The organism is Actinopolyspora lacussalsi (assembly GCA_030803735.1).
GTDB lineage: Bacteria > Actinomycetota > Actinomycetes > Mycobacteriales > Pseudonocardiaceae > Actinopolyspora > Actinopolyspora lacussalsi.
Genome location: JAURUC010000001.1, coordinates 3,963,103 through 3,982,906 on the forward strand (window position 1 = coordinate 3,963,103; position 19,804 = coordinate 3,982,906).

15 protein-coding genes are annotated in these 19,804 nt (G+C 69.1%); 12 read left to right on the forward strand and 3 right to left on the reverse strand.

All coding sequences use genetic code 11. The features are described 5' to 3' along the window. Nucleotides 1-396: 396 nt before the first annotated feature. Nucleotides 397-1,218 carry an HAD-IB family hydrolase gene (locus tag J2S53_RS17695; protein ID WP_456241901.1) on the reverse strand — a complete coding sequence of 274 codons (822 nt, stop codon included), beginning with the start codon at nt 1,216-1,218 and terminating at the stop codon, nt 397-399. Nucleotides 1,219-1,835: 617 nt separating this feature from the next. Here J2S53_RS17695 and ssd point away from each other — a divergent pair. Further along, complete coding sequence (gene ssd / locus J2S53_RS17700; protein WP_456241902.1) at nt 1,836-3,020, forward strand: septum site-determining protein Ssd; 1,185 nt, start codon at nt 1,836-1,838, stop codon at nt 3,018-3,020. 963 nt (nt 3,021-3,983) lie between these two features. After that, complete coding sequence (locus J2S53_RS17705; protein WP_456241903.1) at nt 3,984-4,286, forward strand: hypothetical protein; 303 nt, start codon at nt 3,984-3,986, stop codon at nt 4,284-4,286. Between the two features lie 116 nt (nt 4,287-4,402). Here J2S53_RS17705 and J2S53_RS17710 read toward each other — a convergent pair whose 3' ends face one another. Next, nucleotides 4,403-4,591, reverse strand: coding sequence for a hypothetical protein (locus tag J2S53_RS17710; protein WP_456241904.1), 189 nt, complete (start codon nt 4,589-4,591; stop codon nt 4,403-4,405). 507 nt (nt 4,592-5,098) lie between these two features. On the opposite strand from J2S53_RS17710, the gene J2S53_RS17715 reads away from it, so the two are divergent. The 7 genes from J2S53_RS17715 (at nt 5,099) to J2S53_RS17745 (ending at nt 10,250) form a co-directional block, all read left to right on the forward strand. Beyond that, on the forward strand, nt 5,099-6,328 hold the full coding sequence (locus J2S53_RS17715) for a TadA family conjugal transfer-associated ATPase (protein WP_456241905.1): 1,230 nt from the start codon (nt 5,099-5,101) through the stop codon (nt 6,326-6,328). After that, a complete protein-coding gene (locus J2S53_RS17720; protein ID WP_456241906.1) occupies nt 6,322-7,164 on the forward strand; it encodes a type II secretion system F family protein in 843 nt (280 codons plus the stop codon). The genes J2S53_RS17715 and J2S53_RS17720 overlap by 7 nt, the downstream gene beginning before the upstream one ends. Continuing rightward, a complete protein-coding gene (locus J2S53_RS17725) occupies nt 7,161-7,994 on the forward strand; it encodes a type II secretion system F family protein (protein ID WP_456241907.1) in 834 nt (277 codons plus the stop codon). Before J2S53_RS17720 ends, J2S53_RS17725 begins: the two co-directional genes overlap by 4 nt. Nucleotides 7,995-8,142: 148 nt before the next feature. Then, the gene (locus J2S53_RS17730; protein ID WP_456241908.1) at nt 8,143-8,391 is read left to right on the forward strand and encodes a DUF4244 domain-containing protein; all 249 of its coding nucleotides are present in this window, start codon (nt 8,143-8,145) and stop codon (nt 8,389-8,391) included. Then, nucleotides 8,388-8,843: a TadE family type IV pilus minor pilin gene (locus J2S53_RS17735; protein ID WP_456241909.1), complete on the forward strand. Its 456-nt coding sequence runs from the start codon at nt 8,388-8,390 to the stop codon at nt 8,841-8,843. Before J2S53_RS17730 ends, J2S53_RS17735 begins: the two co-directional genes overlap by 4 nt. Beyond that, entirely contained in the window at nt 8,840-9,229 is a 390-nt protein-coding gene (locus tag J2S53_RS17740) for an Rv3654c family TadE-like protein (RefSeq protein WP_456241910.1), read from the forward strand. Before J2S53_RS17735 ends, J2S53_RS17740 begins: the two co-directional genes overlap by 4 nt. A gap of 397 nt (nt 9,230-9,626) precedes the next feature. Beyond that, nucleotides 9,627-10,250, forward strand: a complete 624-nt coding sequence (locus J2S53_RS17745) for a bifunctional DNA primase/polymerase (protein WP_456241911.1) — start codon at nt 9,627-9,629, stop codon at nt 10,248-10,250. 104 nt (nt 10,251-10,354) lie between these two features. On the opposite strand, the gene J2S53_RS17750 is transcribed toward J2S53_RS17745, so the two are convergent. After that, nucleotides 10,355-12,913 (reverse strand): DEAD/DEAH box helicase, encoded by a 2,559-nt coding sequence (locus J2S53_RS17750; RefSeq protein ID WP_456241912.1) that lies wholly within the window; start codon nt 12,911-12,913, stop codon nt 10,355-10,357. 248 nt (nt 12,914-13,161) lie between these two features. Between J2S53_RS17750 and J2S53_RS17755 the strand changes: the two genes are divergently transcribed. From J2S53_RS17755 to topA, 3 genes are all read left to right on the forward strand, one after another. Continuing rightward, the gene (locus tag J2S53_RS17755) at nt 13,162-15,585 is read left to right on the forward strand and encodes a sodium-translocating pyrophosphatase (RefSeq protein ID WP_456241913.1); all 2,424 of its coding nucleotides are present in this window, start codon (nt 13,162-13,164) and stop codon (nt 15,583-15,585) included. A 405-nt stretch (nt 15,586-15,990) separates the two neighbouring features. Next, the gene (locus J2S53_RS17760; RefSeq protein WP_456241914.1) at nt 15,991-16,575 is read left to right on the forward strand and encodes a hypothetical protein; all 585 of its coding nucleotides are present in this window, start codon (nt 15,991-15,993) and stop codon (nt 16,573-16,575) included. A gap of 185 nt (nt 16,576-16,760) precedes the next feature. Further along, nucleotides 16,761-19,799, forward strand: coding sequence for a type I DNA topoisomerase (gene topA, locus J2S53_RS17765; protein WP_456241915.1), 3,039 nt, complete (start codon nt 16,761-16,763; stop codon nt 19,797-19,799). The last annotated feature ends 5 nt before the right edge of the window (nt 19,800-19,804 follow it).

Consider the following 19,804-nt stretch of genomic DNA (forward strand, 5'->3'; position numbering starts at 1 on the left):
CGCCAGTTCGACTGACGAGCGCCACTCTCCCGGCGCGAACCTGCGGGTTACCAAGCGTGTTCTGACTGTCGTATCCTGCGGGCTCGGCGCCCGGCGTCCCGGTACGCAACCCTGAGAACGACTGTGCCTTTATTCAGCGGCTGCGCGTGGGTTCCCGCCATCGCGCCCGGAGCCCCGTCGGGGAGACGTTGCTTCTCCTCCGCAACGTCCCTGGCCAACCAGGGTTCCGTACTTCCTTTGTAGACCGCGTGACGAGCTCTCGCAAGTCCCGGAGCGAGATCGTCTCACGGGCTCGTGACGGGCGGGCGGTGAACGGGACTCCTCGCGGGGCGCGGGGCGCTTCTCCCGTGGTCACAGCGGGCGCTTCGGCCCACGGAGGTGGGCGCTCCACCGGCTTCACCGATTCGCGCGCCGTCGCCGCCACCACAGCCCGTAGGCCACTCCGGCGGCGACGACCCCCAGCGCCACGGCGGCCGTGGTCACGGTGGTCGCGGACGGAGTGGGGAACCGTGCCCGCAGCGATACCGGGTGCTCGAACACCAGCGCGGGCCAGCCGCGCTGCGCCGCCTCCTTGCGGAGGCCGCGGTCCGGGTTGACCACGGTCGGGTGGCCCACCAGCTCCAACAGCGGCAGATCGGTGATCGAGTCGGAGTAGGCGTGGCACTCCGACAGCGGGTAGCCCTCCCGCTCGGCGATCTCGGCCGCCGCGCGTGCCTTCTCGGTGCCGGTGCAGTAGAACTCCAACTCGCCCGTGTAGCGCCCGTCCTCGATCCGCATCCGGCTGCTCGCCCAGTTCGTGACACCGAGCAGGCGGGACACGGGGGCCACCACCTCCTCACCGGACGCCGAGAGCACCACCACGTCGTCGTCCTCGGCGCGGTGTTCGGAGATGAGTTGGGTGGCTTCCCGGTAGACCAGCGGATCCACGATGTCGTGCAGCGTCTCGTCGACGATCGCGTCGACCTGCTCGACGTCCCACCCGGCGCACAGCGAGGCCAGGTGCTGCCGCATTCGTTCCATCTGGTCGCTGTCCGCGCCCGCGAGCATGAACATGAACTGGGCGTAGGCGCTCTTCAGCACTGCCCGGCGGTTGATCAGCCCTTCCCGGAAGAACGGTTTGCTGAACGCGAGCGTGCTCGATCGGGCGATGATCGTCCTGTCCAGATCGAAGAACGCCGCCCCGCGTGCTTCGCGGTTCTCGGCAGCATGCTGGGTCACACCGCCAGCATAGGAGCCGTTCCGGCCGGAAGCGCTCCAGTCGGTCCGAGCCGGGGCCCGGACCGCTCCGAGCTGGTTCACCGCTCCGGCCGGTCACGCTTGTGCCGCTGCGCGAACGAGCCGTGCCAGTTAACTCTTTCGAATGAAAATAATGCTGGTTTTGAGCACGCAACGTGCAGATGCAGTTGCATGTGAACGGTTCGATTAATCCAAATGCAGGTTTTCGACCAGGAACATTCCTCCTAATGGACGCAACGCGTCCGTTCGAGGATGAGCGATACAGTGGAGGAGGTCCGGTGCACCGGACAGTTCAGCCCAACCCCCCGGGGCTGAACCACTGGCGGCCCTCGTCCCTCCCCCCTGGCGAGGGCCGCCCCTCTTTTCCGGTCCCGTGTTTTCCGGTCCCGTGTTTTCCGGCCCCGTGGTTCCGTCGGTTACGTCCACATCGCCCCGGATCGTCCACAGCTGCTCGATCTCGTGCTGGCGCACCGGACCCACCCGGCCGCACGGTGGACGGGACAGGGAAGTGAGCAAGGTGAACGCGGCAGGGCGTTGGCCGGCACCGGGGGAGAACTCACCGTGCCGCCGAGCCCGCCGCTATCGGGGGTGCCAGTGGGATGTCGGAAGACGCGAAGCGGGGACACACGAAGTCGGGACAAGCGAGCCCCGGGCGCGTGACGCCGGGAGAACCGCTGATCGTCACCGACGATCCCGATCTCGCCGCGGAACTGGCGGGGGTGGCCGCGGCGGCGGGCTGTGAGCCGCGCCGTGTCGCCACGGTACGAGAGGTGGGCGAGTCCTGGCACGAGGCTCCCGTGGTGCTGCTGGACACCGGGGCGCTGGAGGAGTGCTCGGCGGTGGGGCTCCCACAGCGCTCCGGGCTGATCCTGGTCACCACGCGGGCGGAGCCGGAGTTCTGGCGAGCCGCCTTCCGGAGCGGGGCACAACACGCCGTCGAACTCGCTTCCGAGGAGCAACGTCTGGTGGGACTGCTCACCGAACTCACCGAGGACGTCCCGCCCCGGGAGGGAAGTCTGTTGGCGGTACTCGGCGGCTGTGGCGGAGCGGGGGCCTCGGTGCTGGCCGCCGTCACCGGTGTGCTCGCCGCCCGTGCGGGCGGGCACTGCACGTTGCTCGACTGCGACCCACTGGGCGGAGGTCTGGATCTGCTGCTGGGGGAGGAACACACTTCCGGGGTGCGGTGGTCGGAACTGTCGCTGGGCACCGGGAGGTTCACCGCCGCGGCGTTGCGGGAGGCCCTACCCTCCCGGCGGCTCGGTTCCGGCGAGATCGCCACCCTGAGCTGCTCCAGGGACGAGGTGCCGCGCGGCATGACCCCCGATTCGGTGTGCGCCGTGCTCGACGCCGCCCGCAGGGCCGGTCAGACCGTGGTGTGCGATCTGCCTCGCGTGCAGAACGAGTCCACTCTGGCGGTGCTGCGTCGCGCCGATCTCGTGGTGCTCGTGGTCCCGGCCGAGATACGGGCTTGCGTCGCGGCGGGTGGAGTGCTCGACGCCGTCCGGGACGTCGTGCCCGGACAGCTCCGGGCGATCGTGCGGGGGCCTTCGCCCGGAGGATTGCGCCTGGTGGACATTCGTCGTGCCTTGGGGCTGGAAGTGCTCACCGTGATGCGAACGGACCGTGGGCTCGCCGCGCTCGTCGATCGGTTCGGATTGTGTGCCGTTCGGCTCGGTGAGCACCGACCACCGGTTCGTGCCGGCAGGAAACTGCTCACCCAGCTGAACGAGATCACCGGTGAAGTGGCGCGAACGGCTACCCGGCGGGAGACCCTCGCGCAGTAAGGCCGTTCCCCGTTTCGGCTCGCTCGCGGTGGTACCGGCGGGGATGGCCCTCCGACTCTGTAGCACGAGACTTCGAACACCTTTTTACGTTTCGTGTTCGGTTTTCGGTGTTCTTGCCTCGTGTGGACGCGGAAAGATCATCGAATCTTCCGGTCAAAATCGTGCTTCTTTTCGGTTGCGATTCGGGATACCCGGCCGTGGAACACCGCGATCGCTTCCGGTGCCGAAATTCGGCACGAGCGTGGTTGCGAGTCCGTCCCAATCCGGCGATGTCGCCGATTTCGTGGTGCGCCCGGCACTCCGGGGGCCCGACTGCTCGGGTGAGTCCCGCTTTCGGCATCCGGCTCTCCCCAGGAGAGGAAGCGGTTCTCCCAAGGGGAAGGACTCGCTACGAGCCGATGCTCGGTACCTACGGCGAAAGGCGCTCACCGATCCGTACCGGAGTGAGCAAGCATCGGTGCTCGGGAGTGTCCCCCGTGCTCGGTCACGGTGTTTTCCCTGCTTTTCCTCGGTTTCCCCCAGGCTGATCCGTGTATCGTGGTCTCTCTTCGGCTACCTTAGCGTCGTTCGGGACGGTTCGCACGATGGAAGGAATCAGTGCGGCATGGCTCCCGTGTGCCGGGATCTCGTGTGCCGGGCTCTCGGATGCCGTGCTCCCGGGGCGGGGAGTTTCGATCTTCGAGGAAGATTCTTTTTCGTTGATGTCGAATTTGATCCGGCAAAGTTCGGGACAATGCCGGTAAACTCGCCGAAGAGTTCTTGCGCGAAGGCCGCGAATACGACGAGGGGTGCCGTGTTCCGTGGTCACATGCTCGTGGATCCCTTCCGGGGTCACGACTATTTCGGACAGTTGTCGGGAGGAGGTTCGCGGTGTCCGAGTCTTCCAGCTCCAGCCCGCGACCCATGGATGTCACGATCGCCGAGAGTGTTGTTCGTACTGCTACCGGAACCGTGGATTCCGAAATGGTGGATCAGATCGCCAGAGTGTTGGCTCGTCACTCCGCGTTCAGTTCCGAGCTCGCCGATACGGCTGCCAGGGGAATGCTGTCTACCGAGGAAGTCAGCGCCGCGAGTGCGCGTGCACACGAAGTGACCGAGCGTGAGATCCAACGTGTGCTCGCCACCGCGCGGGCGCACGAGACGGACGCTCCGGTGCCGCCGCAGCCGCGTGGCAGGCCGGCAGTGGAAACCTACGAGGAGACCTACGAATCGGAGCCGTCGTTGCCCGCGCAGAGCGCGGCGGCGATATTGGGAGTGCATCCCTGATCGAGCTCTTCGGTCGGGTGGTGGGGCGTGATCAACCGGTCGAGGGTTCCGCCCCACCCCACCGCTCCGTCTCACCGCAGCGCTTCGCGCTCGATTAGCGACCACGGGCCGATGTTTCAGTGCTCGGGCTGGTGGAGCCGGGACGAGAGCGCGTCGATCGTGTCGTCCAGTTCCGCCAACCGTTGCCGGAGGATCGCGGCGAGTCGCGGATCCTCGGTTTCCTCCAGCGTCGCGGCGAGCTCGCCGTAACGGGTCAGCAGCGTGGCGATGTCGTTGCCCGATGTCTCCCACCCCTGCTCGTTCAACTTGACTCCCACCCTTTTCGTGTGAGCTTCGCCGGCCCCGCGCGGGCCCCGTCGGTACGGCACGAGGCCCCGGAAGTCCGGCTTCGGTTGTCACGGCCCGCGGCCGGATTCCTCACCACCGGCTCCGTCGGCGGTTACCCGAACCGAGCGCCCGTCATTCCTTCCCGGACATGTGTGTTCGCCGACCCCTTCGGACCGGTGTTTCGGGAGTTCGTTGCTCGCCATCGCTGTGTGCCGTGAAGAGTCCTAACACGAATGGCCTAACGGTGCCATGCGACTCGTGCTTCGCGGCCCCGGTGTCCGCCGGTTCGACAGTGGTGACTCCTACGCCGGTCGGCTCCTCGTCCTCAGCTGTTCGGTGACCGCTTGTCCACAACAGGCCCGCTTGTCCCCAGGAAGTGAGGTTCGGGATTGGCGCCGAGTCCGGATCGGAGCAGTGTGATCGGTGCGGACGACGACGCGGTGCGGGTGCTTTCCCGACCGCCGGACGGAACTGAGGTGGGAACGATGCGGCTGTCCACCGAGCGAGGCTCCACCGCGGAGTCGCACACGCCCTGCTCCGAGCGGGTGGACGAGAATCTCGTGAACCGGGTACGGGCACGTCTGGTCTCCGAGGGGAGCGACCTCACCGCCCACGCCATAGCCGCCGCCGTACGTGAGGAGAGCGGAGCTCCGCTCGGCGACGGCGAGGTTCTCCGCACGATCCGCCGGCTGCACCGCGAGTTCCTGGGAGCCGGACCACTGGAGTCGTTACTGCGGCGTTCCGATGTCACCGACGTTCTGGTGAGCGGTCCCGACGAGGTGTGGGTGGACCGGGGAGCCGGCCTGGAACGTGCCGGGGTGAGCTTCACGAGCGAGGAGGAGGTGCGCAGGCTCGCCCAGCGACTGGCACTGGCCGCGGGTCGCAGACTGGACGACGCCCAACCCTGGGTCGACGGGTGGTTGCCCGAGAGCACGGCGGGCACCACGGTGCGGTTGCACGCGGTACTCGCCCCAGTGGCCGCGGACGGGACGTGCGTCTCGCTGCGAATTCTGCGGCCGGCGGTGCACGACCTGGCGAGTCTGTGGCGGCTCTCGGCGTTCGACTCCGACACCTGGTCGTTGCTGCGCTCGATAGTGGCCGCGCGCCCGGCTTTTCTGGTCACGGGAAGTACCGGCTCCGGTAAGACGACACTGCTCGGTGCGCTGTTGGGGGAGGTGCCCGACACCGAGCGCATCGTGTGCGTGGAGGAGGCGCGGGAACTCAATCCGGTGCACCCTCACGTGGTTCGGCTGGTGGCGCGGCCGCCCAACATCGAGGGCAGCGGACAGATACGGATGAACGAACTCGTGCGGCAGGCGTTGCGCATGCGACCGGACCGGATAGTGGTCGGAGAAGCGCGCGGTGCCGAGATCCGGGAGCTGCTCGACTGTCTCAACACCGGTCACGAGGGCGGTGCCGGAACGGTGCACGCCAACTCGCCCGCGGAGGTCCCGGCACGGCTGGAGGCTCTCGGAGCGCAGAGCGGTATGGGGCGTCGCGCGCTGCACAGCCAACTCGCCGCCGCGATCCGGGTGGTGCTGCACATGCGCCGTACCGCCCGCAGGGGGAGGCATCTCGCGGGGGTAGGCGTGCTGCACCGGGTCGGTTCGGAAGCCCGGGTGCGGCCGGCGTGGGAAATCGAGTCCGGTTGGGGAGCGGGGCGTCGGCAGCTGCTGGACATGCTCGCGGCGGGAGCGGAGCGGGCCGAATGCTGACGACGCCACATGCTCAGGGGACACCGGCGGTTCCGCTGTCCGTGGTGCTCGCGTCGGCGGCGCTGCTGCTCGGTTGGCCCGATCGAGTGGCCGCGAACAGACTGGCGCTGTTGCGTGGTCCGGCCGGTTCCGTTCCGCGTTCGTGGCCTCGGCCGGTCGTGCCCGTTCTCGGACTCGGCTGCGTTGTGCTGCTCGTGTCGTTCGCGGACGTCACGGTGACCCTCGTCGTCGTGCTGCTGGTCTCGATCGGCGAGCGACACCGCAGGTGGCGTGCGCGTTCCGCACGCCGACTGCGGGTGCTGGAAGCGCTGGTAGCGGGACTGCGGGTGCTGGTGGGTGAACTGGAGGTGGGAACGCATCCCGGTGCCGCCGCCGAGAGTGCCGCCACCGACAGCACAACCGAGGTGAGCGGGTTCTTCGCCGACCTCGCGACCACGGTGCGCCTGGGAGGTCTCCCCGACCGGGAGTTCGGAACCGGATCGCTGCCCGCCGAGGTACATCGGGATGCCGCCCGGATAGCGCGTCGTTGGCGACTCGCCGAGCGATACGGCATCCCGCTGGCGCGGTTGCTCGAAACCGCGCGGACGGATCTGGAGCATCGGCTCCGGGCCGAGCGGGACGTCGGAGCCAAGCTGGCCGGGGCACGTGCCACCGCCGCGGTGTTGATCGCTCTACCCGTGCTCGGACTCGCGCTCGGGCAGGCCAGCGGGGCCGATGCCCTGGGCGTGCTCACGACGGACCCGTTCGGACACGTCCTGCTGCTGTCGGGAACCGGTTTGCTGTGCGTCGGTGTGCTGTGGGTGCAACGACTGACCGGTAGCGGAGCGCGTCAGTGATCCCGGCCTCCTCGGTGATCACGGGCTTGTCGGTGCTCGACCCGCCGGTACTGCCGATGGTGACGGCGGCTCTGCTGCTGTTGGGTGACCGGGCCGCCGCTCGGAGGCTGCGTGGTGTGCTGCCCGCGCGCCGCGCGGGCAGCACACGCGACGTGTCCCACGCGTCGGGTGCCGGACGCGTGAAAGTCGTTCATGTGCTGCGTACCTCGGTGTCGCGGCAGATGTTCCTCCCGGCCGCACTCGGCTCGGCCGTAGGGCTCGGCACGGTCGTCGTGCTGCTGGGCTCGCACGGTCCTTCGGCGGCCCTGACCGTGGCACTCGGCGCGGGTGCGGTATCGGCGCGGGGCTGCCGCCTCGCACTGGTTCGTGGGAGGAGGCCGCCTCCGACTCCGCCGACTCGAGTGGCAGCGGGCTGTGAACTGTTGGCCGCGGGACTGCGGGCGGGGCTGCCGCCGACAACCCTGTTGCACGAGATGGCAACCGAGTTCGACACCTCAGCGGCCAACGGACTCCGCGAGGCTTCCCGAGCACTCGCACTCGGGGCCGATCCGGACGCAGCCTGGGAATCCGCCGTGGCGCGACCGGAGACCGCCGAACTCGCCAGGGCGGCCCGTCGCAGCGCGGGCAGCGGCAGCGGCCTCGCGCGAGTCGCCGAGCAGATCGCCGCCCGGCAGCGAGCAGCCGCACGGGAAAAGGCGATGGCCGATGCGGAGCGAGCGGCGGTCCGGGTGACGGCACCGCTGGGGCTGTGTTTTCTGCCGTCGTTCTTCTGTCTCGGTGTGCTGCCGATCGTGCTGGGGATGGTCCAACGACTCCAGGGCCACTGGTGAGCGGGGGCGTCGCCCGGCGGCAGGACGAACCGGGAGCCCGGGGCGGAACCCGCTCGAACGCACCGCTCGGTTCACGCGGACCGAGCACTCGGAGGAACCGCCCCCTGGTTACCGAAAACCACCGATGTTCGACGAACGGAGTGAGAACATGGCACGAATTCGACGGACGTACCAGTATCTCCACGGGGGGTCGCTCCGGAGGATTCCGGACGGACTCCTCCGGTGCCTCCGGCTCGTGCTGCGCGGGGAGTCCGGCATGAGCACGGCCGAGTACGCCATCGGCACGTTGACGGCGGCCGCTTTCGCCTCGGTGCTGTACATGCTGGTGACCAGTGATTTCGTTACCGAAGCGCTGACCTCGCTGCTGCGGCAGGCGCTGTCGGGGCAGTCGCGTTGACCGGCGGCGCTTCGGGCGGGGCGGTGCGCGCGGAAAGCGATACCCGAGCCGACACCGAACCCGATTCCGGAAGCGTGACCGTGGAGGCCGCGCTGGGAATCTGTTCGGTGGTGGCCGTTTTCCTGCTGGTGCTGGGTGCGATCACGGCCGTTTTCCTCCAGCTCCGCTGCACCGATGCCGCTGTCGAGGCGGCCAGGTTGCGTGCCCGCGGGGACGTTGTCCGCGCGGAACGAGCCGTGGAACGCGTGGCCCCGGACAACGCGCGGCACCACACCACCGTCGCGAACGGATACGTGACGGTCACCGTCGGCGTCCGGCCGCTCGGGGAGGTCCTTCCACTCCGGTTGCGCGCTCGTGCGCACGCGGCGCTCGAACCCGGCGTCGCGGGGGCGGACATCCCGGAAGCCGGGCAGCGCGACGTCCCCGGCGGCACTCCGGGGTCTCCCGGATGAGCTCGGCGGGACGTGCCCGGTCCGGCGGTGACTCGGCTGACCGGGGCAGTGCCACGGTCCCGGCCGCGGTGCTGACCCTGGCGGTACTCGCGGCGTGCTGGATCGGGGTCCAGTTCGGTGCGGTGCTCGTCGCGGGTCATCGGGTGCGTGGCGCGGCCGACCTGGCTGCCCTGGCAGCGGCGGCACACAGCCACGAAGGGCGGCACGATGCCTGTTCCCGCGCGGGGGAGGTCGCACGGCGGATGAACGTCACGCTGACCGAATGCCTGATGGACGGTGGGCGGGTACGGGTTCGCACCGAACTGGAGGTCCCGGTAGCACCACCGGGAACCGGGCGCGTGACCGGGCGGGCGATGGCCGGGCCGGTCGACGATCGGCGGGACTGATCGAAGCCCCGTGCGTTCTCGTTCGCGGCGCCGGCTCCGGCGGCTGGTTCCGGCGGCGAGCTCCGGCGTGAGTTCTCGCTCCGCGAGTACGTCGTCGAACCGGACGGAGAGCCGGCAGAACCGGCCGAGCCGAATACGAAGTCCACAGTGGAGTTCAAACGCGTCGTTCGGATGTGGTTCGTCCGGCTTCGCCCGGAAAGTCCACTCAGTGGAAGACCGCTCGTCACGCGACGAGTGGTAGCGGCGGGACCACTCGTTACCGCTACGAGTTCGGCCGCTCTGTTATCCGGATCACGCTCATCGCCTTGCGGTGACCGGTCGTCGACGCGGGGGTGTACGAAACGCCTTCGCTTGCCGTTATTTGGAGGTACCAGCGCGGAACAAGGAGGCGTGACGAATGGATTTGGCGACGGAAGGTTGGCGCAATGCCTTCCGGATCGAGCTGCGGGTGCAGGTCCTCGAACTGGCTTCGCACGGCTGGCCGGTGTTTCCGGGGAGCTACCCGTCGGCCGACGGATGGGTCGGCCGCGAGAGTTCGACCGATGAGACCGGGCAGGGGCCGCTTCCGGTGCGCCGCGACTGGCGGGAACTGCTGAGCGCCGATGCCGACGACGTCGCCGGCTGGTGGACGACACATCCCTACAGCGTGCTGTTGGCCACGGGGGAGGGAATCGAGGCGATCGAGGTGAACGCGGACCTCGGACGTCGGGCCGCGATCGCGCTGCGCGCGCTGGCAACCCCCACGCCGATCGCCGCCACCCCCCACGGCCGGTGGTACTTCTTCACCGCGGCCGGTCAGCGGTTGTCCGAGGAGCTGGCAGCGGCGGACGGCGTGCGACTGCACGCGGCGGGTAGTTGGCTGCCGCTGCCGCCCTCGACCTTCCCGAACGGAGTACTGCACTGGCGGGTCAAGCCGCGGCTCTGCGGTTGGCGGCTCCCCGAACCGGCACACGTCCAGGACGCGCTGACCACCGGGCTGCACCGGCTCCACGGTGATCGCGTGCTCACCGCCACGGGCTGACAGGGCCTCGTCACCTCGGTTCACCGGGGCGCGGGGGCGGAAACTCCCTCGGCACCAGCCCCGGAACCCGGTAGTTTCACAACAGAATCCGGCGGTACCGGCGCTCAGGCCGGTGCGGCATCGGTCCGTTCGGCCAGCAGCACGTCCAGTACCGCCACTGCCCCCGCCTTGTCCAGCGGTTCGTTGCCGTTGCCGCACTTCGGTGACTGAACGCAGGACGGGCAGCCGGCCGAGCAGTCGCAGGCCACGATCGCCTCCCGCGTGGCGGCCAACCACGGGAACAGCGCTGCGAAACCGCGATCGGCGAACCCGGCACCCCCCGGGTGTCCGTCGTGGACGAACACCGTCGGCTCCCCGGTGTTCGGATGCAGCGCGGTGGACACCCCGCCGATGTCCCATCGGTCACAGGTCGCGAACAGCGGTAGCAGGCCGATCGCCGCGTGCTCGGCAGCATGCAGCGCGCCGGGGATGCGCGCCGGATCCAGCCCGGCGCCCCCCGGCGCGCTGCCCACCAGCAGTTCCTCGTCGAGGCTGTACCACACCGCTCGTGTGGCCAGCCTCCGTTCGGGGAGGTCGAGTGGCAGCTGATCCAGCACTTCTCCGCTGGGGAGCCTGCGCAGATACCCGGTCACCCTGGAGGTGACCTCCACCTCGCCGAGGTTGATCGACAGTCCGTTCGACGTCCGCAGCTGCCGCAGGGTGCGCAGCACCGCGATGTCGGTTTCCTCGCGTGGTGAGGTGTTCCACTCCGGATCCTCGGCGTGGACCAGTGCGATTCCCTCGTCGAGGTCCAGTTCGTCCACCACGAACGATTCGCCCTGGTGCAGGTAGACGGCTCCCGGGTGGACGAGCCCGTGGGCCGATTCCGGATCCACCGTTCCCAGCAGCCTGCCGGAGTCACTCTCCACCACGGCTGTCTGTTGCCCACTGGAGCCGCGCAGTTCCACCGAGTGGTGCGGTGGTTGCCGTGCCGTCCAGTACCACCCGTTCCGGCGAGCGCGGAGTTCTCCGGCCTCGGTCAGTCGCGTCACGTTCTCCCGCGCCGTCTCGCCGCCGAACTCCTCCAGCGCCCGTTCGTCCAGTGGTAGTTCGGCCGCGGCGCAGGCGAGGTGCGGTCGCAGCAGGTGGGGATTGCCCGGATCCAGCACCGTGGCCTCCACCGGGCGATCGAAAACCGCCTCCGGGTTGTGGGCGAGGTAGGTGTCCAGCGGGTCGTCCCTGGCCACGAAAACGACCAGCGCTCCGTCACCCTCGCGACCGGCGCGGCCCGCCTGCTGCCACAGCGAGGCCAGGGTTCCCGGGTAGCCCGCGATGATCACCGCGTCCAGCCCGGAGATGTCCACCCCGAGCTCCAGGGCGTTGGTGGTCGCCAGCGCACGTAACTCGCCCGAGTGAAGTTCGTGCTCCAGTTCCCTGCGTTGTTCCGGCAGGTAGCCGCCGCGGTAGGCGGCCACCCTGCTCGCCAGCTCCGGTGCCACTTCCCGCAGGGAGCGCCGCGCCCCCAGCGCCGCGAGTTCGGCCCCCGCGCGGGAGCGTACGAACGCCAGGCAACGGGCCGACTCGATCACCAGGTCGCTCATGATCCGCGCGGTCTCCGCCCCGGCGGAGCGCCGGACCGGTGCCCCGTTCTCCCCGGTGACCTCCTCCAGCAGCGGTGGTTCCCACAGCACCACGGTGCGCCCGCCGCGCGGGGAGCCGTCCTCGGTGACCGCGTGACAGGTCCGGCCGGTCAGGGTGCCGCCCAGTTCGGCCGGTTCGGCGACGGTGGCGGAGGCGAGCACGAAGACGGGGGCGGCCCCGTAGTGCTCCGCGACACGGCGCAGCCTGCGCAGCAGCAGCGCGATGTGGGAGCCGAAAACGCCCCGATAGGTGTGGCATTCGTCGACCACGATGTAGCTCAGGTTCCGGAAGAACCGGGACCAGCGCGAGTGTCGGGGCAGTATTCCGTGGTGCAGCATGTCCGGATTGGTGAACACCCATCTGGCGTGTGCCCGTACCCAGTCCCGCTCCGTGTTGGGGGTGTCACCGTCATAGGTGGCGGGCCGTCCCCCCGGCAGGTCGAGTCCCGCGACCGAACGCAGCTGGTCGGTTCCGAGTGCCTTGGTGGGCGAGATGTACAGGGCGGTGGCACGGCTGTCGAGCTCCAACCGGGTCAGCACCGGAAGCTGGTAGGCCAGCGACTTGCCCGAGGCCGTGCCCGTGGCGACCACGACGTTCTCCCCGCCGTGCGCGAGTTCCGCCGCTCGCAGTTGATGGATCCAGGGGCGCTCCGTCCCTCGGGCGCGCAGCGCGGTCACCAGCCGGTCCGGTGCCCAGTCCGGCCATTCGCCGTGCCGGGCGGGGCGTTCGGAGAGGTGTTCGACGTGGCGTACCGGGGACCGCTCGGGGGGTGTGCCCGCCAGCACCCTGTCGAGCAGCCGGTTCCCGCCGTCCGCCCCGTACGCACGGTCGCGTCCCGTTGAACTCACGTTCCGAGCCTCGCACAACCGACCGTCGGTGGTGCGCGCAGTGCTGACTCGCCCGGTGAGTTCACCGGGCGAACTCACCGGGCGAGTGCGTCGGGGCCTTCCACTGGGCGGCTCACCGTGCTGTTCGCCTCCCGGGGGCGGAAGGACACGCCCGCGTGCGGTCCGCGGTGCCGACACTCCCGTGCCGATCTCCATCGCTTCAGTCGCCGCACCGTCCCCCTGAACGGGTGATCATCCGGATGCCTTGATCGATCCATGGTGGAAGAATGCGCAGTCCGGAGCGAGCGGAAGATCACAAAGTGAATTGAAGCACTTTGTATGGAAAGGGTCGCGGATACCGCGTACGGGGCGGAGCAGCACCGCTCGCCTCGGTGTGACACCGGTGTCCGAAGCCGGATCCGAAGCTCTCCGGCACGTGACCCGAGCACAACCGAGGAGGACGAATGTCCCTGCTCAACGTTGCCCGGTCCGGGTGGGCCGCGAGCACCGGACCGCGGCCCGCGCCACCGGGCGGTGAATTCGCGGGCACGTCGGCGGAACCGCGAGCCGTGCCGCACGGTGGGCACGTCCTGGCCCAGGAGCCGTCGTCCCTGCTGCGGCTCGACACCGCCGATTACACGATCGTCGGAATCGTACTGGTCATCGCACTGGCCGCTCTCGTGTTCGGCTACGTGCTCATCCGTGAGGTGCTGGCGGCGGCCGAGGGGTCCGAGCGGATGCGCGAGATCGCCCGAGCCGTCCAGGAAGGTGCCTCGGCCTATCTCAACCGCCAGTTCCGCACCCTGGCGTTCTTCGCGGTGATCGTGTTCCTGCTGCTGTTCGCCCTCCCGGCCGAGACACCGGCGCAGCGGATCGGCAGATCGGTGTTCTTCCTGTTCGGCGCGGCGTTCTCCGCCGCCATCGGCTATCTCGGCATGTGGTTGTCCACGCGGGCCAACCTGCGTGTCGCCGCTGCCGCCAACGACCCGACCGCGGGCAGAACCAAGGCGATGCGGATCGCTTTCCGCACCGGCGGGGTGGTCGGCATGACCACCATCGGACTGGGGTTGTTCGGCGCCGCGCTGGTGGTGCTGGTCTACGCGGGACAGGCGCCACGCGTGCTGGAGGGCTTCGGATTCGGTGCCGCGCTGCTGGCGATGTTCATGCGTGTGGGTGGTGGAATCTTCACCAAGGCGGCCGACGTCGGGGCCGACCTGGTCGGCAAGGTGGAACAGAACATCCCGGAGGACGACCCGCGCAACGCCGCCACGATCGCGGACAACGTGGGTGACAACGTCGGCGACTGTGCCGGAATGGCCGCCGATCTGTTCGAGTCCTACGCGGTCACCCTGGTGGCCTCGCTGATCCTGGGAACCGCCGCGTTCGGCACCAAGGGACTGCTCTTCCCGCTGATCGTGCCCGCCATCGGGGTGATCACCGCCGTGCTCGGTGTCTACATCACCAGGGCGCGAAGCGGCGAGGGCGCGCTGGTCGCCATCAACCGCTCCTTCTACATCTCGGCGGCGATATCCGCCGTCGCCTGCGCGATCGCCGCGCTGCTCTACCTGCCCGGTTCGTACGCCGAGCTGACCGGAGTTCCGCCCCGGATCCTCGACCTCGGCGGCAACCCCGCGGTGGTCGCGCTCGTCTCCGTGATCATCGGCATCGCGCTCGCCGTCGTCATCCTCAAACTGACCGGCTACTTCACCGCCACCGAGCGCAGGCCGGTACGCGACGTCGGCAGGTCCTCCACCACCGGTCCGGCCACGGTGATACTCACCGGTTTCTCGGTCGGTTTCGAGTCGGCCGTCTACACCGCGCTGGTCATCGCGGCGGCGGTGTTCGGGGCCTTCCTGTTGTCCGGCTCCATATCGGTGGCGCTGTTCGCGGTCGCGCTGGCGGGCTGCGGACTGCTGACCACCGTCGGCGTGATCGTCGCGATGGACACCTTCGGTCCCGTGGCCGACAACGCGCAGGGGATCGCGGAGATGTCCGGCGAGTTCGAGGGCGAGGGGGCGGCCGTACTCACCGAGCTGGACGCGGTCGGCAACACCACCAAGGCCATCACGAAGGGCATCGCGATCGCCACCGCCGTACTGGCGGCCACCGCGCTGTTCGGCTCGTACCGCGACGCGATAGGCAGCGCACTGGCCGCCATCGGTGCTCAGCTCACTGTCGGCGAGTTCCTGGTGTACGCCCCGAACGTGCTCGTCGGGGTCATCATCGGTGCCGCCGTGGTGTTCCTGTTCGCCGGACTGGCCATCAACGCGGTCTCCCGGGCGGCGGGAGCGGTTGTGCATGAGGTGCGCAGGCAGTTCTCCGCCAAGCCTGGAATCATGGACGGTTCGGAGCGTCCCGAGTACGGCCGGGTGGTCGACATCTGTACCAGGGACTCGCTGCGGGAGTTGGCCACGCCGGGGCTGTTGGCGGTTCTCGCTCCCATAGCGGTCGGCTTCGGGCTCGGGGTCGGGCCGCTGGCCGGTTACCTGGCCGGTGCGATCGCGGTGGGAACCCTGATGGCGATCTTCCTGGCGAACTCGGGCGGTGCCTGGGACAACTCCAAGAAACTGGTCGAGGACGGTTACCACGGCGGCAAGGGCTCGCCCGCCCACGAGGCCACCGTCATCGGTGACACGGTCGGCGATCCGTTCAAGGACACCGCCGGTCCCGCAATCAACCCGCTGCTGAAGGTGATGAACCTGGTTTCGGTGCTGGTGGCGCCCGCCGTGGTCACCGTGACGGTCGGGGTCGATGCCTCGCTCGGGCTGCGGATCACCATCGCGGTGGTCTGCTTCCTCGTGATAGCCACGGCGGTGATCTCCTCCAAGCGGAGGAGTACCGCCATCGCCGAGAGCTCCGGGGACGAGGTCGTCAACGGCGCCAAGTGATTTCGGAACCGTGACCACCTCGTCTTCCGTGGTTACTTCAGTGGCGGAACCTCTGGTGCGGCTCTCGCTGCGGGGAGGCCCGACATCGGGTAGCGGCCTACACAACGTCGGGCCTTCCTCGCGAGAGCCGCACCGGAGAACCCGCGGCGGTGCCGACCGCCGGGATGGTCGGAGTGCGGCTTGCGGCCGTGGTGGGAGTTCGGCCTGCGTCGATGGCCCGGCGATTTCGCGAGAAATCGACGAACGCCCAGGCCGGGCCGCAGTACACACCGCGTCCCCCGTCCAGCGGCCCGGCGATTTCGCGAGAAAACGCGGCGCTCGGAAGCCGTGTGGTTGTTCCCCGGCCCGGTTCCGGTGATCGTGTGCTCTGGCGCCCGGAGCGCGCGGGACTCTACGATCACCGGAGTGGGCCAGCTTTCGTTCTTCTCGGCCGAGGCACGGCCCGCTCGTATCGCCGATCTGGCCGGCCTGCTCTGCGGCCACGGCCAGGTGACCGGTTTCGGGCGCGGCACCGCAGCGCGCCTCTCCGTCGTGCTCGCCGAGTCCTGGCGGGCCCGCGCACTGCACGAGATGTTCCGGGCGCGAGGAGTACCCGTGGAAGTGTCCCGCACCGAGCGCGGTGAATCACTGTTGCGGACCTCGTTCCGGGCCGATCTGACCCAGCTGGCCGCGAGTTGGTTACACGGCGCGGTAAAGTCGGTGCCGAACGGATTCAACCCGGATGGTTCGGCGCTGCGCGTCTGGACGCTCATCGCGGGCGCCCCCACCACTGGGGGGTATCTACTCGGGCTGGATCCGAGCGTGCCGGAGACTCACGGGCCGCTTGTTTCGTCACTCGGTCGTGCGGGCCTACCAGCCAGGACGGTCGGTTCGCCGGGTGCGGAGCCCGCGTTGCGGATCGTGGGACGGCGTCGCCTGACTCGGTTGGCCGAGCTCGTCGGACCCGCGCCGAACGGCGCTCCTGGGGGAGCATGGCCGCTGTCGCCGTGAGTCGTTCGACACACCTCCTCGTGGGCGTCATGGCGGAACACTGCCGAGGTAGGGGACGTTCGGCCTGGTGAAGCGCGCGGAACCGGGGCGGCGTGTGTCACGCTGTGCGTTCCCCGGGACGGCGAACAGGACCGGACACGGTGCACACTGACGGATCGGACACCTCCAGACGAGAGCAGGTAGGCGTGGCTGGCTCGACACGGACGAAGAAGGACGGCGCCAAGGGGCGCGCTTCTAAGGCATCCACCGGGAGCTCCGGCGGTCGGCGGTTGGTGATCGTCGAGTCCCCGGCCAAGGCGCGCAAGATCGCTTCCTTCCTCGGCTCGGACTACCAGGTCGAGTCGTCGCGCGGCCACATCCGGGACCTCCCGCGCGGTGCCGCCGACGTTCCGGCCGACTACAAGGGGCAGTCCTGGGCACGCTTCGGCGTGAACGTGGACAACGACTTCGAACCGCTGTACCTGGTGACCGACGACAAGCAGGACACGGTCGAGGAACTCCGCGAGGCGCTGTCCGACGCCGAGGAGCTCTATCTCGCCACCGATGGCGATCGGGAGGGCGAGGCGATCGCCTGGCACCTGCAGGAGACGTTGCAGCCCTCCGTCCCGGTGTACCGGATGGTGTTCCACGAGATCACCGAGTCCGCCATTCGGGCCGCCGCGGCCAACCCCCGCGAGCTCGACAACGACCTGGTGGACGCGCAGGAGACCCGCCGCATCCTGGACCGGCTCTACGGCTACGAGGTCAGCCCCGTGTTGTGGAAGAAGGTCATGCCGAAGCTCTCGGCGGGTCGGGTGCAGTCGGTGGCGACCCGCATCGTCGTGCAGCGGGAACGGGAGCGCATCCGGTTCGTGCCCGCCTCCTACTGGGACATCGCCGCCACGCTGCACACCGCCGACGACGAGCAGCCCGGCCGGCAGGGCGGTTTCGGTGCCCGGCTGGTCAACGTCGACGGCTCCAGGCTGGCTACCGGACGTGACTTCGGCCCGGACGGCGAGCTCACCGGCGACGCCCTGGTGCTGGACGAACCGCGTGCCCGTGCGCTCGCCGAGGGGCTGGCCGACACCGAGCTGACCGTCTCCGCCGTCGAGGAGAAGCCCTACACGCGCAAGCCCTACGCGCCGTTCATGACCTCCACGCTGCAACAGGAGGCGGGGCGAAAGCTCAGGTTCTCGGCCGACCGCACCATGCGGACCGCGCAGCGGCTCTACGAGAACGGCTACATCACCTACATGCGTACGGACTCCACGACGCTGTCGGACACCGCTATCGCGGCGGCGCGGCAGCAGGCCGGGGAACTGTACGGCAACGACTACCTGTCCGCGCAGGCCAGGCAGTACACCCGCAAGGTCAAGAACGCGCAGGAGGCCCACGAGGCCATCCGTCCGGCCGGGGAGAACTTCCGCACCCCGCGCCAGGTCTCCTCGGAACTGGACACCGACGGCTCCAAGCTCTATGAGCTGATCTGGCAGCGCACCATCGCCTCCCAGATGGCCGACGCCAAGGGGACGACCATGTCGGTGCGGGTCACCGGCACCGCCACGAGCGGGGAGGAGTGCACCTTCGCCGCCTCCGGCCGCACGATCACCTTCGCCGGTTTCCTCAAGGCCTACGTCGAGTCGGTGGACTCCGAGGCCGGTGGGGTGGCCGACGACGCGGAGTCGAGACTGCCTCGCCTCGTCGAGGGGCAGCGGGTCTCGGCGGGCGAACTCGACCCGGACGGGCACACCACCAGCCCGCCCGCCCGCTACACCGAGGCCAGCCTGGTCAAGGCCCTGGAAGAGCTGGGGATCGGACGTCCCTCCACCTACGCCTCCATCATCAGCACCATCCAGGAACGCGGCTACGTCTGGCGCAAGGGCTCGGCACTGGTTCCCTCCTGGATCGCGTTCGCCGTGGTGGGGTTGCTGGAGCAGCACTTCTCCAGGCTGGTGGACTACGACTTCACCGCCGCGTTGGAGGACGAACTCGACCGGATAGCCGAGGGCGCCCAGCAGCGCACCAAGTGGCTCAACGGGTTCTACTTCGGTGGTGACATCGGTCCGCAGGACTCCATCGGCCGTGCCGGCGGGTTGAAGAAGCTCGTCGGCTCCGGTGTGGAGGAGATCGACGCCCGGCAGGTCAACTCCATCCCGATGTTCACCGACGACGACGGGCGCACGGTCTACGTCCGGGTCGGCCGCTACGGGCCCTACCTCGAACGCAGCGCTTCCACGTCGGGCGAGGGCAACGGCGAGTCGCAGCGCGCGAACCTGCCGGACGCGTTGCCGCCGGACGAGCTGACTCCCCAGGTGGCCGAGAAGCTGTTCGCCACCCCGATGGAGGGCAACACCCTCGGTACCGATCCGGAGACCGGCCACGAGGTCGTCGCCAAGGACGGGCGGTTCGGGCCCTACGTCACCGAGATCCTGCCGGAGGGCACCAAGACCAAGCCGCGCACGGCCAGCCTGTTCAAATCTATGTCGCTGGACACGGTGACGTTGCAGGACGCGCTGCGGTTGCTCTCGTTGCCCCGGACGGTGGGGACCGACCCCGACACCGGGGAGGAGATCACCGCGCAGAACGGCCGTTACGGGCCTTACCTGAAGCGGGGCAGTGACTCGCGTTCGTTGGACAACGAGGAGCAGATCTTCGCGATCACGCTGGAGGAGGCCCGCGCCATCTACGCGCAACCGAAGCAGCGTGGTCGCAGGGCGGCGGCGCCTCCGCTGCGCGAGCTCGGCGAGGAACCGGACACCGGCCGGAACCTGGTGGTCAAGGACGGACGGTTCGGCCCGTACGTCACCGACGGCGAGACGAACGCCTCGCTGCGCAAGGGCGACAGCGTCGAAGAGCTGACCAAGGAACGTGCCGTCGAGCTGGTCGCCGAACGACGCGCCAAGGCTCCCGCCAAGAAGGGCGGCAAGAAGTCCGGTGGCTCCGGCTCCAACGGCAGCAAGAGCGGTTCCAAGTCCGGTGGCGGCAACGGTTCCTCGGGATCCGGCACCTCGGGCAGCGGCACCAAGAGCGGTACCAGCGGTTCGAGCGGCAAGAGTACCGCCAAGAAGTCCGCGGGCGGGAAGTCGAGTGGCTCCGGAACCAAGAGTTCGGCGAGCAAGAGCTCCACGGGCGGGAAGAGCTCGGCCACCAAGAGCTCGGCCACCAAGAGCAACGGTTCCAAGACCGGGAGTTCCGCGTCCGCGAGTTCGAAGGGACAGCGAGCCGCGGACCGTTCCAACACGTGATCGGG